General features: G+C 73.8%; 10 protein-coding genes. 4 read left to right on the top strand and 6 right to left on the bottom strand.

What is annotated here, in order from left to right; genetic code table 11:
* Positions 1 to 57: 57 nt before the first annotated feature.
* Together ACTVAJ_RS16275 and ACTVAJ_RS16280 are read right to left on the bottom strand one after the other, a co-directional pair.
* Entirely contained in the window at positions 58 to 1230 is a 1173-nt protein-coding gene (locus ACTVAJ_RS16275) for a substrate-binding domain-containing protein (RefSeq protein ID WP_470389010.1), read from the bottom strand.
* A 373-nt stretch (positions 1231 to 1603) separates the two neighbouring features.
* On the bottom strand, positions 1604 to 3061 hold the full coding sequence (locus tag ACTVAJ_RS16280; protein WP_470389011.1) for a PASTA domain-containing protein: 1458 nt from the start codon (positions 3059 to 3061) through the stop codon (positions 1604 to 1606).
* Between the two features lie 116 nt (positions 3062 to 3177).
* Between ACTVAJ_RS16280 and ACTVAJ_RS16285 the strand changes: the two genes are divergently transcribed.
* From ACTVAJ_RS16285 to paaZ, 3 genes are all read left to right on the top strand, one after another.
* Positions 3178 to 4143 (top strand): ADP-ribosylglycohydrolase family protein, encoded by a 966-nt coding sequence (locus tag ACTVAJ_RS16285; RefSeq protein WP_470389012.1) that lies wholly within the window; start codon positions 3178 to 3180, stop codon positions 4141 to 4143.
* Positions 4144 to 4206: 63 nt separating this feature from the next.
* Positions 4207 to 4728 (top strand): YbaK/EbsC family protein, encoded by a 522-nt coding sequence (locus tag ACTVAJ_RS16290; RefSeq protein ID WP_470389013.1) that lies wholly within the window; start codon positions 4207 to 4209, stop codon positions 4726 to 4728.
* A 220-nt stretch (positions 4729 to 4948) separates the two neighbouring features.
* Entirely contained in the window at positions 4949 to 6982 is a 2034-nt protein-coding gene (gene paaZ, locus ACTVAJ_RS16295; protein WP_470389014.1) for a phenylacetic acid degradation bifunctional protein PaaZ, read from the top strand.
* 89 nt (positions 6983 to 7071) lie between these two features.
* Here the strand turns inward: paaZ and ACTVAJ_RS16300 are convergent, their stop codons facing one another.
* Complete coding sequence (locus ACTVAJ_RS16300; RefSeq protein WP_470389015.1) at positions 7072 to 8289, bottom strand: MFS transporter; 1218 nt, start codon at positions 8287 to 8289, stop codon at positions 7072 to 7074.
* Positions 8290 to 8354: 65 nt separating this feature from the next.
* Here ACTVAJ_RS16300 and ACTVAJ_RS16305 point away from each other — a divergent pair, with 65 nt between their 5' ends.
* Positions 8355 to 8729: a MerR family transcriptional regulator gene (locus ACTVAJ_RS16305; protein ID WP_470389016.1), complete on the top strand. Its 375-nt coding sequence runs from the start codon at positions 8355 to 8357 to the stop codon at positions 8727 to 8729.
* 152 nt (positions 8730 to 8881) lie between these two features.
* On the opposite strand, the gene ACTVAJ_RS16310 is transcribed toward ACTVAJ_RS16305, so the two are convergent.
* Genes ACTVAJ_RS16310 through pdhA form a run of 3 tightly spaced genes read right to left on the bottom strand, consistent with a single transcriptional unit; the run spans position 8882 to position 12340 of the window.
* Positions 8882 to 10264: a dihydrolipoamide acetyltransferase family protein gene (locus ACTVAJ_RS16310; RefSeq protein ID WP_470389017.1), complete on the bottom strand. Its 1383-nt coding sequence runs from the start codon at positions 10262 to 10264 to the stop codon at positions 8882 to 8884.
* Complete coding sequence (locus ACTVAJ_RS16315) at positions 10261 to 11253, bottom strand: alpha-ketoacid dehydrogenase subunit beta (RefSeq protein ID WP_470389018.1); 993 nt, start codon at positions 11251 to 11253, stop codon at positions 10261 to 10263. Before ACTVAJ_RS16315 ends, ACTVAJ_RS16310 begins: the two co-directional genes overlap by 4 nt.
* Before the next feature lies 1 nt (position 11254).
* Positions 11255 to 12340 (bottom strand): pyruvate dehydrogenase (acetyl-transferring) E1 component subunit alpha, encoded by a 1086-nt coding sequence (gene pdhA, locus ACTVAJ_RS16320; RefSeq protein WP_470389019.1) that lies wholly within the window; start codon positions 12338 to 12340, stop codon positions 11255 to 11257.
* Positions 12341 to 12374: the final 34 nt, after the last annotated feature.

Genomic DNA, 12374 nt, shown 5'->3' on the forward strand with positions numbered 1-12374 from the left:
GCGGGGAACGGGCGACGGGCGGGCCGGAGCGAGGCGGAGGCCCGAGACGGACACCGCCTACTCCGCCATCCCGGGCTCGACGTCGGCGGCGGGGATCTCCGCGATGAGCTCGGGCCGCGCGTCCTCGCCCTCGCCGACCATCCGCACCTGGTACATGGGCTGGATGAGGGCGTGGTCGTCGGCGCGCACGTGGAGTTCGCCCTTGGCACCGTCGAAGGTCCACCCCTCCAGGGCGTCGATCCGCTCCTGGGTGTCGGCGCCGGAGGAGGCGGCGTGCACGACCATCTGCGCGGCGGTGAACCCGTCCGGGGTGAAGAGGTCGACCTCGCCGCCCGCCGCCTCGACGGTGCCGCGCATGATCTCGGCGACCTCGGTCTCGGCGGCTCCGTCGAAGTAGTGGGCCAGGAAGGAGATGCGGTCGCCCGCCTCACCGAAGACGGGGTAGGACGGCTTGATGTCCAGTCCGGTGACGACCTCGTTGGAGTCGAGGACGCCCTGCTGGTCGAGGGCCTGCCACATGGCGGAGGCGGTCTCGCCCGCCCAGGCGACGAAGACCAGGTCCGCCTCGGTCTGGTTGACCTGCTCGGCGAAGGGGGTCAGGTCGGTGCTGTCCGGGGGTGCGAGGACGCTGTCGACGGTGGCGCCCTCGGCTTCCAGGACCTCGGTGACGGTGGAGACGTTGGCCTGGCCGAAGGCGTTCTGCTGGGCCAGTACGACCACGTTCGCGCCGTCGGGGTCGTCGATGAAGGTGCTCGCGGTGAGGATGTCCTGGTAGGTCTGGCGGCCCGAGCGGAACGTGTGGTCGTTGATACCGGTGATGGCGTCGGTCGCGGCCGGTCCGGAGACGAAGAGGATGTCGTTCTGCTCGGCGAGCGGGGCGATCTGGACGGCGATGCCGGAGGAGACGGACCCGGCGATGATGTCGTGTCCGGTGCCGATGAGCTCCCGTGCGGCGGAGACGCCCGTGGCGGGGTCCCCGGCGTCGTCCATGAACTCGACCTCGACGGTGCGTCCGTCGATCTCCATGGTGCCGTTGGTGGCGTGGTCGAGACCGGCCTCGAAACCCTGGCGGTACTGCTCTCCGTAGCTGGCGAGGGGGCCGGTGGACGAGTAGACGATCCCGATGCGGATCGGACCGTCCTCCCCGGCTCCGGCGGTCTCGCCCGGGGCACCGCAGGCGGTCGCGGCCAGGAGCACGGCGGTCGCGGCGGTCACGGGGATCTTGCGCATGGGACTCCTCCAGTCGGCACCCGCGTGCCCGACGTACCCGCCCGACCTGGGGGGATGGGGTGCCAACCCGAAGGTAGAACCGTGGTGATCCGATTCACATGTGGCTGTGGCACACATTTGTCGGGGAATCAGTGTCGCAGCACGCCAGGGGGTCCGGAGGAGACCCGTGCCGGGGCTGGGCACCGCTTTCCGGAACGGTCACCCGAGGCGGTGTCGTTCCGGCGCCGGCGGCGTGGTGCGCGACGGGGCGAGCCGCCCGGCGGGGGACGAGCGGCGGGCTCCGCCGGAGGAGGAGCCGCGCCGTGGGCGTCCGTTGGTGGGCGGGGCGGGCGCCGGGCGGGCGGAGCGCGGCGGAGGAGCCGGACCACACCGTCTAGGGGTTGCCGTTCCCGTTGCCCAGACCGTTGCCGTTCCCGTTGCCTCGCCCAGGGCCGTCGGAGCCACCGCCCGTTCCGGTTCCGGTGTCGGGTTCGGGGTCGGGGTCCGCCGTGTCGTCCTCATCGGATCCTGTGTCCGGTGATTCGTCCTCGGCGGGGCCGGTGGAGACGGTGAGCGTCACGACGCCGTCCTCGGGGGCGGGTTCCCCGGTCGGGACGCCCTGCTCGACGACGGTGTCGGCGGGCGCCGTGTCACTGGCCTCCTCGACGATCCGCGCCTCCAGACCGAGTTCCGCCAGGGCGGCGACCGCCTCCGCCCGGTCCATGCCGACCAGGGAGGGGACGACCGCGGCGGCGTCGGTGCCGGCACCGTCGGGGTCGGCCGAGGGGGACGGCTCCGGAGCGTCCTCCGACGCGGACCGGGTGGGGGAGGGCAGATCGGAACCCCCCGTTCCCGTCTCTTCGCCGGTCTCCGGGAGCAGAGCCCAGACCACGGCCGCGACCAGGACCGTCGCGAGTATCCCCGCACCGGCCAGGACCGGGAGACGGCGCCACGGCGCGACCCCCTCCTCCGGCGCACCGGGGTCCGGGGCCACCGGACCGGTGTCCGGGTCCGGGTCGAGCACCGGTGCGGCGAACGGGGCTGTCTCGGCCTCCCCCGCGGTGGGCGCCGCGGTCTCCGGGTCGGCGGCCCGACCGCCCCCGGACATGGCCCGCAGCACCCGCTCGACCAGGGCGAGGAGCTGACCCGCGTCCCTGGGCCGGTAGCGGGGATGGGGGTCGGTGGCGTTGGCCACCAGCATGTCCAGGTCCGGCGGCACCCCGGGAACGACCGAGGACGGGTGCAGCGGGCGGTCGTCCTGTGCCGTGCTCACGTTGGTCATGAGGACGTGCAGCAGGGCCCCGGCGGCGTACACGTCCGACCGGGTGTCGACGACGGCCCCGCCCCGGGCGCCCAGCAGCTTCGGAAGGCACGTGACCCGGACGCCGCCGGAGCCGTCCACGACCACCTGGTCCGCGTCCAGGGCACCGTGGACGAGGCCCGCTCCGTGGAGCGCCCGCACCACGGAGAGGGCGTCCGCGACGATGGACAGCGCGGTGTGCGGATCGTATCCGGCACGCGGCCCGTATCCGGAGAGCACCTCGGCGACGGACGTCCCGTCGACGCGCTCGGTGACGGCGTAGACGTACTCCCCGTCGCGCCCCTGGCCGAGGATCCGGGCCAGGCCGGGGTGGGGCAGCGCGGCGAGCGCCCCGGCCCGGTCCAGGAAGGCCTTCTCGGCGGCCGGGTCGGCCGCGAGTCGCGGGTGCAGGAGGCTGACGGTCACGATCCGGTCCTCGGTCAGATCCCGCGCCTCGTGGGTGCTTCCCGCCGCGTCGGCGTCCAGGATCGGACCGAGGACGAAACGTTCGTGCAGCACGGTGCCGGTGAGGGAGTCCGGGGATGGGGTCACGAGGGGATTCTATGCGGACGAAGCCCCACTGATCATTCCCTACCAGGCCGGATCCGGACACGGCCAACGCACTAGGCTCGGGTCCGAACACCCCCTGTCACCCCTGCGAGGCCACCGTGTCCCTTCCTCACCCCGGAACACCCGACGACCGCGCCGTCGGCGCCCTGCTCGGCGCCGCCTGCGGTGACGCCCTGGGCGTGCCCTACGAGTTCGGGCCGCCGCTGCCCGCCGACCTCGTCCCCGAGATGGTCGGCGGCGGGCTCGGCCCCTACGCTCCGGGCGAGTACTCCGACGACACCCAGATGGCGGTCTGCGTCGCGCAGACCCTGCGCGACCACGACGACCCCCTCGCACCGGAGGCGCTGGCCGCGACCGCGCGGGCGTTCCTGAGGTGGCGTGCCGAGGGGGCCAGCGACATCGGCAACCAGACCGCGCGGGTCCTGGGCGCGGCCGCGCACGCGTGGAGGGCCGACGACGTCGCCCGGGTCATGGCGGAGGGCGCGGCGGAACTGCACGCGGCGGGTGTGCCGAGCGCCGGGAACGGCTCCCTGATGCGCACGGGACCGCTGGCTCTGGCCTACCTCGACGATCCCCGGGGTCTGGCCGCGGCGGCACGCCGGTACAGCGACCTCACCCACGGTGACCCGCTGGCGGGGGAGGCCTGCGTCCTGTGGTGCGAGGGGGTGCGCCACGCGGTGGTCCACGGCGACCTGGACGGCGTCCGCGCGGGTGTGGGCCTGCTGCCGGAGGACCGGCGCGACACGTGGTCGGGGTGGTTGGACGAGGCCGGGGAGCGGCCTCCGCACGCGTTCGGCGGCAACGGGTTCGTCGTCCGCGCCCTCCAGGCCGCGTGGTCCGCGGTCGTGCACGAGCCGGACGGGTTCACGCCCGCGCTGCGGGCGGCGGTCCGGGCCGGGGACGACACCGACACCGTGGCGGCGATCGCCGGTGCGCTGCTCGGCGCCCGGTGGGGTGCCGGGGCGATCCCGGGGGAGTACGTGTCCGCCGTGCACGGGTGGCCCGGCTACCGGGCCGAGGGGCTGGCCGACCTGGCGCTGGCGGTCACCCGCCGACACGGCTGATCCCCGGGGACCGGAGTGCGGGATCATGGCGCCGGACCTGCCGCACACCCCGAAGGAGCGACCATGCTCGGCCGCATCGACTGGACGACGCCCGACGACCACCCGGACCTGCTGGCCGCACCGGTGCGCGCGGCGGCCCAGGGCCTGGCGGAACGGGTCCGGGTGGCCGCCATCGACCCCGACCTGGCGGACACCGCCGCGTTCTGTGAGCGTTACGGGGTCCCTCTGGAGGCGAGTGCCAACTGCGTCGTGCTGGCGGCCAGGCGCGGCGGCGCGGTGACGTACGCGGCGTGCGTGGTGCTCGCGACCCAGCGCGCCGACGTCAACGGGACGGTCCGCCGCCACCTGGACGCCCGCAAGATCTCCTTCGCCCCGATGGAGGAGGCCACCGGGCTGACCGGTATGGAGTACGGCGGCATCACCCCGCTCGGCCTGCCGGAGGGGTGGCCGCTGCTCGTGGACGAGGCCGTCGCCGACACACCGGACGTGGTCGTGGGGAGCGGGCTCCGCCGGTCCAAACTGCTGGTGCCGGGGCCGCTGCTGGGGGAGCTGCCGGGCGTCCGCGTCATGTCGCTGACCAGGTGACCGTCCCGGCGCCGGGCCCCGGGCACAGGTCGGAAAGTCGATATGTCGACAAAATGACACATCGTTTGGGCGCCTTGCTCCCGGTTCGGTGACACGGGCCGCGTGTCCGAAAACCCCGGGCGAACCGGGTTCGGACACCATCTCACCAGGGGCTATTTACTGAACGATCGGTCTGTAATACTGTGCCGAGAGACGCACAGCCCGAGGAGAGGACCGTCAGGTGTCCCACACACTGGAGAGCTACGCACTGGGATCGTGGTTCACCCCCGCGGACGAGGGTGCGCCGCTGGCCGACGCGAACACGGGGGAGACCGTCGCGCGGATCTCGGCCAACGGACCCGACGTCGCCGCGATGGTCGACCACGCGCGCCGCGTGGGCGGGCCCGCCCTGCGCGCGCTCACGTTCCACCAGCGCGCGCTCATCCTCAAGGAAATCGCCACGTACCTCACCGGGCACAAGGACGAGTTCCACGCACTGTCCCACCGCACCGGCGCCACGAGGCGCGACACGATGGTCGACGTCGACGGCGGCTTCGGCACGCTCTTCAGTTTCTCCAGCAAGGGGCGGCGCGAGCTGCCCAACTCGACGGTCATCCTCGACGGCCCCCTGGAGCCGCTGGGCCGGAAGGGCACCTTCGTCGGTCAGCACGTCTACACCTCCCGTCCGGGTGTGGCCGTGCAGATCAACGCCTTCAACTTCCCCGTCTGGGGCATGCTGGAGAAGCTCGCGCCCGCCTTCCTCGCCGGGATGCCCAGCATCGTCAAGCCGGCGGGCCAGACGGCCTACCTGACCGAGGCGGTCGTACGCCGCATGGTCGAGTCCGGGCTGCTGCCGGAGGGCTCCCTCCAGCTCCTGGTGGGCACGCACCGGGGGCTGCTCGACAACCTCGGCCCGCAGGACATCGTGGGCTTCACCGGCTCCGCCGCGACCGGCGCCCTGCTGCGCGAGCACCCGAACGTCGTGCGCGGCGGGGTCCAACTCAACGTCGAGGCCGACTCGCTGAACTGCTCGATCCTCGGTCCGGACGTCCGGGTCGAGGACCCCGAGTTCGACCTGTTCGTCAAGCAGGTCGTCACGGAGATGACGGTCAAGGCGGGGCAGAAGTGCACCGCCATCCGCCGGGTGATCGTCCCCGAGCCGATGGCCGACGCCGTCACCGAGGCCGTCTCCGACCGCCTCTCCGCGGTGGTGGTCGGCGCCGCCGACCGCGAGGACGTGCGGATGGGCCCGCTGGCCACGCTCGACCAGCGGGCCGAGGTGCGCAAGGCGGTCCGGGCGCTGCTCGCCTCCGCCGACGTCGTGCACGGCGACCCGGACCAGGTCGAGGTCGTGGGCGCGGACGCCGAGGCGGGCGCGTTCATGTCGCCGATCCTGCTGCGCGCCCGCCCCGACGCCGCCGAGCCGCACGAGGTGGAGGCGTTCGGCCCCGTCAGCACCGTGATCACCTACGACGGGGTGGCCGAGGCGGTGGAACTGGCCGCGCGCGGCACGGGCAGCCTGGTCGGTTCGGTCGTCACGCACGACCCCGACGTGGCGCGTGAGGTCGTGCTCGGGCTGGCCCCGTGGCACGGCCGGATCCTCGTGCTCGACCGCGACGACGCCAAGGAGTCCACCGGGCACGGTTCTCCGCTGCCGATGCTGGTGCACGGCGGCCCGGGCCGCGCGGGCGGCGGCGAGGAGATGGGCGGCGTGCGCGGCGTCAAGCACCACATGCAGCGCACGGCGATCCAGGCCTCGCCGGACATGGCGACCGCGATCACCGGGCACTGGACCACCGGTTCCAGGCGTGACGTCGGGCAGGTGCACCCGTTCCGGAAGAACCTCGCGGAGCTGCGGATCGGCGACACGATCTCCTCCGCCGAGCGGACGGTCACCCGGAAGGACATCGACCACTTCGCGGAGTTCACCGGGGACACCTTCTACGCGCACACCGACGAGGAGGCGGCCGCGGCCAACCCGCTGTTCGGCGGGATCGTGGCCCACGGCTACCTGGTGGTCTCGCTGGCGGCAGGGCTGTTCGTCGACCCGGACCCGGGCCCGGTGCTGGCCAACTTCGGCGTGGACAACCTGCGCTTCCTCACCCCGGTCAAGGAGGGGGAGACCATCAGCGTCCAGTTGACCGCCAAGCAGATCACCCCGCGCTCGAACGCCGACTACGGCGAGGTCCGCTGGGACGCGCTGGTCACGAACGAGCGCGACGAGCCGGTCGCCACCTACGACGTGCTCACCCTGGTCGCCAAGGGCGACGAGTAGACGTGTAGCCGGATCGGCATGTCGACAGGGCGCCCCGCCACCGTGTCTCCACGGTGGCGGGGCGCCGCCGCCTTCGGGCACCGCCGGGGTCAGCCTCCCGCGCCGGCGCGCCGGGCGGGAAACCCGTGGGCGCGGGCGGCCAGCACCACGACCAGCACCGGGGCCAGGAGTACCGGCAGGCTCCACGGCAGGGCCAGCGGTCCGAGACGGGCGAGCAGCACGCCACCCGCCACTCCACCGCCCGCCATCGCCACGTTCCACAGGGTGACGAGCATGGACTGCGCGGTGTCGGCGGCCTCGCCGCCCGCGTCGGCCACCGCGGTCTGGAGGAGGGTGGGGACGCCGCCCCAGCCCAGCCCCCACAGCACCACGGCGGCGTACACCGGCACGGCCCCGCCGGACAGGGCCGCCAGAACGGTGGCTGCGGCGGCGACCAGGAGGACGCTGGCCACGGTGAGCGCGCGCGGCCTGCGGTCGATGTGCGCGCCGACGGCCCAGATGCCCACGAGTGAGGACGCGCCGAACAGGAGCAGGACGAGGTCGACGGAGTCGCCCAGGCCGACACCGCCCAGGAACGCGGCCACGTAGGTGTAGAGGATGGTGTGCGCGAGCACGAAGACCAGGGTGACGAACAGGACCGGCACCACCCCGGGGAGGGCGAGGGTACGCGCCACGGGGGTCCGGGCGCCCGGTTCCCGGCCGGGCCGGTCGGGGACGAGGGCGAGGATCCACCCGACGAGGACGACGGTGAGCACGGTCATCAGGGCGAAGGCCAGCCGCCAGCCCGCGACGGCGCCGAGGAACGTACCCGCGGGCACGCCCAGGGACAGCGCGACCGGGATGCCCGCCATGACGAGCGCGATCGCCCTGCCCTGAAGGTGGTCGGGCACCATGCGGCGCGCGTAGCCCGCCAGCATCGCCCAGGCCAGTCCGGCGGCCACCCCGGCGGTGAACCGGGCCGCCATGGTGAGGAGGTAGTCGGTGGAGGCCGCCGTGACGGTGTTGGCGAGCGCGAACGCCACGACGGCCGTCAGCAGCAGCCGTTTGCGCGGCCATCGCGCCGTGGCCGCGGTCAGCGGGATCGCCGTGAGCGCCGTGCCGAGCGCGTAGACCGTCACGGACTGGCCCATGGCGGCCTCGCTGACGGCGAGGTCGGCGCCCATCGCGGGCAGCACCCCGGCGGGCAGGGTCTCGGTGAGGGCGGTGATGAAGACGGTGGTGGCCAGGGCCAGCAGGGCGGCCAGGGGGAGGCGGTCGCCCTGCGCCGGGGTCCGGGACCCCGCGGTGGGGGTGGTGTCGCTTCGCATACCGCGTATGCTCAGACCCTCACATTGATGTGAAGGTCAATCCGGCGGAGAGTGAGGTCGCACACGTGCGCATCGGTGAGCTGTCCGAACGGACCCACACCCCGCGGCGGCTGCTCAGGTACTACGAGGAACAGGACCTGATCCGGCCCCGGCGCCTGCCCAACGGCTACCGCGACTACGACCCCCGGCTCGTGGACCGCGTCCTCCAGATCAGGGGACTGCTCGACGCCGGGCTCCCCACCCGGCTGATCCGTCAGATCCTCCCGTGCCTGGACCGGCCCAGAGCCATCCACTTCCCCGACGCCACCCCGGAGATGATCGCGCTGCTCGAACACGAGCGCGACCGTATGGACCAGCGCATCGCGTGCCTGTCCAGGAACAGGGACGCGATCTCCGAGTACCTGGAGGTCGTGCGCGACGGCGACCCGCCGCGGGGGTGAGCGGACCGGCGCGGCGGTTGGGGCCGTGTGGACGGCCCCGTACGAACGGCGGGTCGACACGTCGACAGGACGCCTCGTCACCATGTCTCCACCAGCCGGCACAGGAGCGCCCCGGGGTGCCGACTCCCCGGGGCGCTCGGTCGGTGCCCGCGCTACAGGCGGGCGATGGCCCTCGCGGGGTTCTCCATGGCGTCGGCGACCACGCGCATGAAGCCCGCCGCCGTGCCGCCGTCGCACACGCGGTGGTCGAAGGCGAAGGACAGCTGGGTGATCTTGCGGGCGGTCAGCTCGCCGTCCACGATCCACGGCCGGTCCATGATCCGCCCCAGCCCGAGGATGGCGACCTGCGGGTGGTTGATGATCGCGGCGCTGCCGTCCACCCGCAGCGAACCGTAGTTGTTCAGGGTGAACGTTCCGCCGGTCATCTCCGCCGGGGTGGCCCTCCCCTCGCGGGCGGCGGCGGTGAGCCGCCGGATCTCCCCGTCGAGTTCGGCCGTGGTCATCCGGTGCGCGCCCAGGACGGCGGGCGCGACCAGGCCCCGGTCGCTCTGGACGGCCAGGCCCAGGTTCACGCCGTCGTACTGGACCAGTTCGCCGCGTTCGGTGTCGACCAGGCCGTTGAGCTCGGGGTGGGCGCGCAGTCCCGCGAGGACGAAGCGCGCCACGTAGGAGAGCAGGCCGGGCCCCTCGGGGTCGGACCGGCGCAGACGGACCAGTTCGGTGGCGTCGACGTCGACCCAGACGGTGGCCTCGGGGATCTCCCTGCGGCTGCGGGACAGGGAGTCGGCGACGGCCCTGCGGAAACCGCTCATCGGGACGCGCCGGGACTCGGCCAGTCCGGTGCGCGGGTCGGTGGCGCCGTTCCCGGCGGGGACGGCGGGAGCCGACGGGGCCGGGGCGGCCGGAGGCGGGGTGGCCGCGGCGGCGGCCGCCTCGATCGCGGCGCGCACGTCGGCCCGGGTGATCAGCCCGCCGGGGCCGCTGCCGGCGACCGAGGAGATCGCCAGCCCGGCCTCGCGCGCCATCTGGCGGACCAGCGGTGAGGTCACCAGCGGCGGTCGCGCGGCGGACACCGGAGCTGGGGCGGACGGGGAGGCCGGCCGACCGGGCGGGCGGTTGCGCGGCCTGCGGCGGCGCCCGGTCGCCTGCTGCTCGGGGGTCCCGTAGCCGATGAGTACGTTGCCCGAACCGGTCCCGGCGCGTTCCTCCTCCCGGTAGCGCTCACCCTCCGGCGAGGCCCCGGCCGCCGCCTCCGGGGCGGTCTCCGGCGAGGGCGCCGCGGCCTCGGCCGCCACACCGTCGTCCACGCTGATCAGCGGGGTGCCCACGGCGAGGACGGCACCCTCCTCGCCGTGCAGCTCGCTGACCGTCCCGGCGAACGGCGACGGCACCTCCACGATCGACTTCGCGGTCTCCACCTCGGCCACGGGCGCGTCCACGGCCACGGTGTCGCCGACGGCGACCAGCCAGCGCACCACCTCGGCCTCGGTGAGGCCCTCGCCGAGGTCGGGAAGGTCGAAGGTCCGGATACTCACTGGTCCTCCCACTGGAGGTCGTCGACGGCGTCCAGGATGCGGTCCACGCTGGGCAGCTGGAAGCGCTCCAGCTTCGGCGGCGGGTAGGGGATGTCGAAACCGGTGACGCGGCGGACCGGCGCGGCCAGCGAGTGGAAGCAGCGCTCGGTCACCCGGGCGGTGATCTCGGAGGCGACGCTGGCGTACCCGCTCGCCTCGGCGACCACGACCGCCCGGCCGGTGGAGCGCACCGCCTCGCACACGGTCGCGTCGTCGAACGGGACGAGCGAGCGCACGTCGACCACCTGGAGGCTGCGGCCCTCCTGCGCGGCGGCCTCCGCGGCCTCCAGCGCGGTGGGCACCGAGGGGCCGTAGGCGATGAGGGTCGCGTCGGTGCCGGGGCGGCGGACGACGGCGGTGCCGATGCCCGGTTCGGGCACGGTGAGGTCGACCTCCTCCTTGCCCCAGTACAGCTTCTTCGGTTCGAGGAAGACCACCGGGTCCGGGGAGGCGATGGCCTCGCGGAGGAGGGTGTAGGCGTCGGCGACCGTGGACGGGGCGACCACGGTCAGGCCGGGTGTGTGCGCGTAGTAGGCCTCGGAGGAGTCGCAGTGGTGCTCGACACCGCCGATCCCGCCCGCGTAGGGGACCCGGATGACCATCGGCAGCCCGACCCGGCCCCGGGTGCGGTTGCGGGTCTTGGCGACGTGGCTGGCGATCTGTTCGAAGGCCGGGTAGGCGAAGGCGTCGAACTGCATCTCGACCACCGGGCGCATCCCGTTCATCGCCATGCCCACGGCCATGCCCACGATGCCGGACTCGGCGAGCGGGGTGTCGAAGCAGCGCTGTTCGCCGAACTCGGCGGTCAGGCCGTCGGTGATCCGGAAGACGCCGCCGAGCGGGCCGACGTCCTCACCGAAGACGTACACGGTCTCGTCCTCGGCCATGGCGTCGCGCAGCGCCCGGTTGAGCGCCTGGGCCATGGTGAGCTTGGTGGGGTCCGTCGCCATGTCAGTGGCCCTCTCTGCTCAGTTCGTCGGCCAGGAAGGCGGCCTGTTCGGCCAGCTGGGGGGTGGGGGAGGAGAACACGTGGGCGAACAGCTCGGCGGGCTCGGGGTCGGTGTCCTCGGCCAATCCCTCGCGCATGGCCGCGGCCACGGCCTCGGCGTGCTCGGTGATCTGCGCCTGTCGTGCCCTGGTGAGCACCCGCTTGCGCTTCAGGAACGCCTCCATCCGCAGCAGCGGGTCGCGGGCCACCCACGGGTCGACCTCCTCGTCGCTGCGGTAGCGGGAGGCGTCGTCGGCGTTGGTGTGCGCCTGCATCCGGTAGGTGTGCGCCTCGACCAACTGGGGCCCCTCCCCGGAGCGGGCCGCGGCGACCGCCCGGTCGAGGACGGAGAGGACGGCGGCGGCGTCGTTGCCGTCCACCCGGTGACCGGGCACGCCGTACCCGACGCCCTTGTGGGCGAGGGAGGGGGCGGCGGTCTGCCGGGCCAGGGGGACCGAGATCGCGTACTCGTTGTTCTGCACGAAGAAGACGACGGGCGTCCTGAAGACCGCGGCGAAGTTGAGCGCCTCGTGGAAGTCGCCCTCGCTGGTGGCGCCGTCCCCGCACAGCGCCATGACGACGGTGTCCTCGCCGCGCAGGCGGGCCGCGTGGGCGACGCCGACGGCGTGCAGGAGCTGGGTGGCCAGCGGGGTGGCCTGTGGGGCGACCCGGTGGGCGTAGGGGTCGTACCCCGCGTGCCAGTCGCCCTTGAGGAGGGTGAGGACCTCGACCGGGTCCACGCCGCGCGCGATGACCGCGGCGGTGTCGCGGTAGGTGGGGAAGAGCCAGTCGCCGTCGGCCAGGGCGAGGGCGGCGCCGGTCTGGCAGGCCTCCTGCCCGTGTGAGGAGGGGTAGACGGCCAGGCGCCCCTGGCGGACGAGGGCCCCGGCCTGGTCGTTGACGCGGCGGCCGACCACCAGGGAGGCGTACGCGTCGAGGAGGCGGTCCGTGTCGGGGAACGGCAGGGCCGCGCCGGTCACGCGGCGCCCGGTCTCGTCGAGCAGCCGCAGCGGCTGCTCGGAGGGGAGAAGGTCCTGGCCACCAGCCATGCTCCAACCTCCAGGCTCGGGGTGAGGTGTACAG

This window comes from Nocardiopsis sp. KDC1DS13DA1, assembly GCF_055632325.1.

Coding starts and splice junctions, on each gene's coding strand:
- ACTVAJ_RS16315 (WP_470389018.1), bottom strand. CDS start 11,253: ATGGCGACGGACCCCACCAAGCTCACCATGGCCCAGGCGCTCAACCGG.
- ACTVAJ_RS16275 (WP_470389010.1), bottom strand. CDS start 1,230: ATGCGCAAGATCCCCGTGACCGCCGCGACCGCCGTGCTCCTGGCCGCG.
- ACTVAJ_RS16290 (WP_470389013.1), top strand. CDS start 4,207: ATGCTCGGCCGCATCGACTGGACGACGCCCGACGACCACCCGGACCTG.
- pdhA (WP_470389019.1), bottom strand. CDS start 12,340: ATGGCTGGTGGCCAGGACCTTCTCCCCTCCGAGCAGCCGCTGCGGCTG.
- ACTVAJ_RS16300 (WP_470389015.1), bottom strand. CDS start 8,289: ATGCGAAGCGACACCACCCCCACCGCGGGGTCCCGGACCCCGGCGCAG.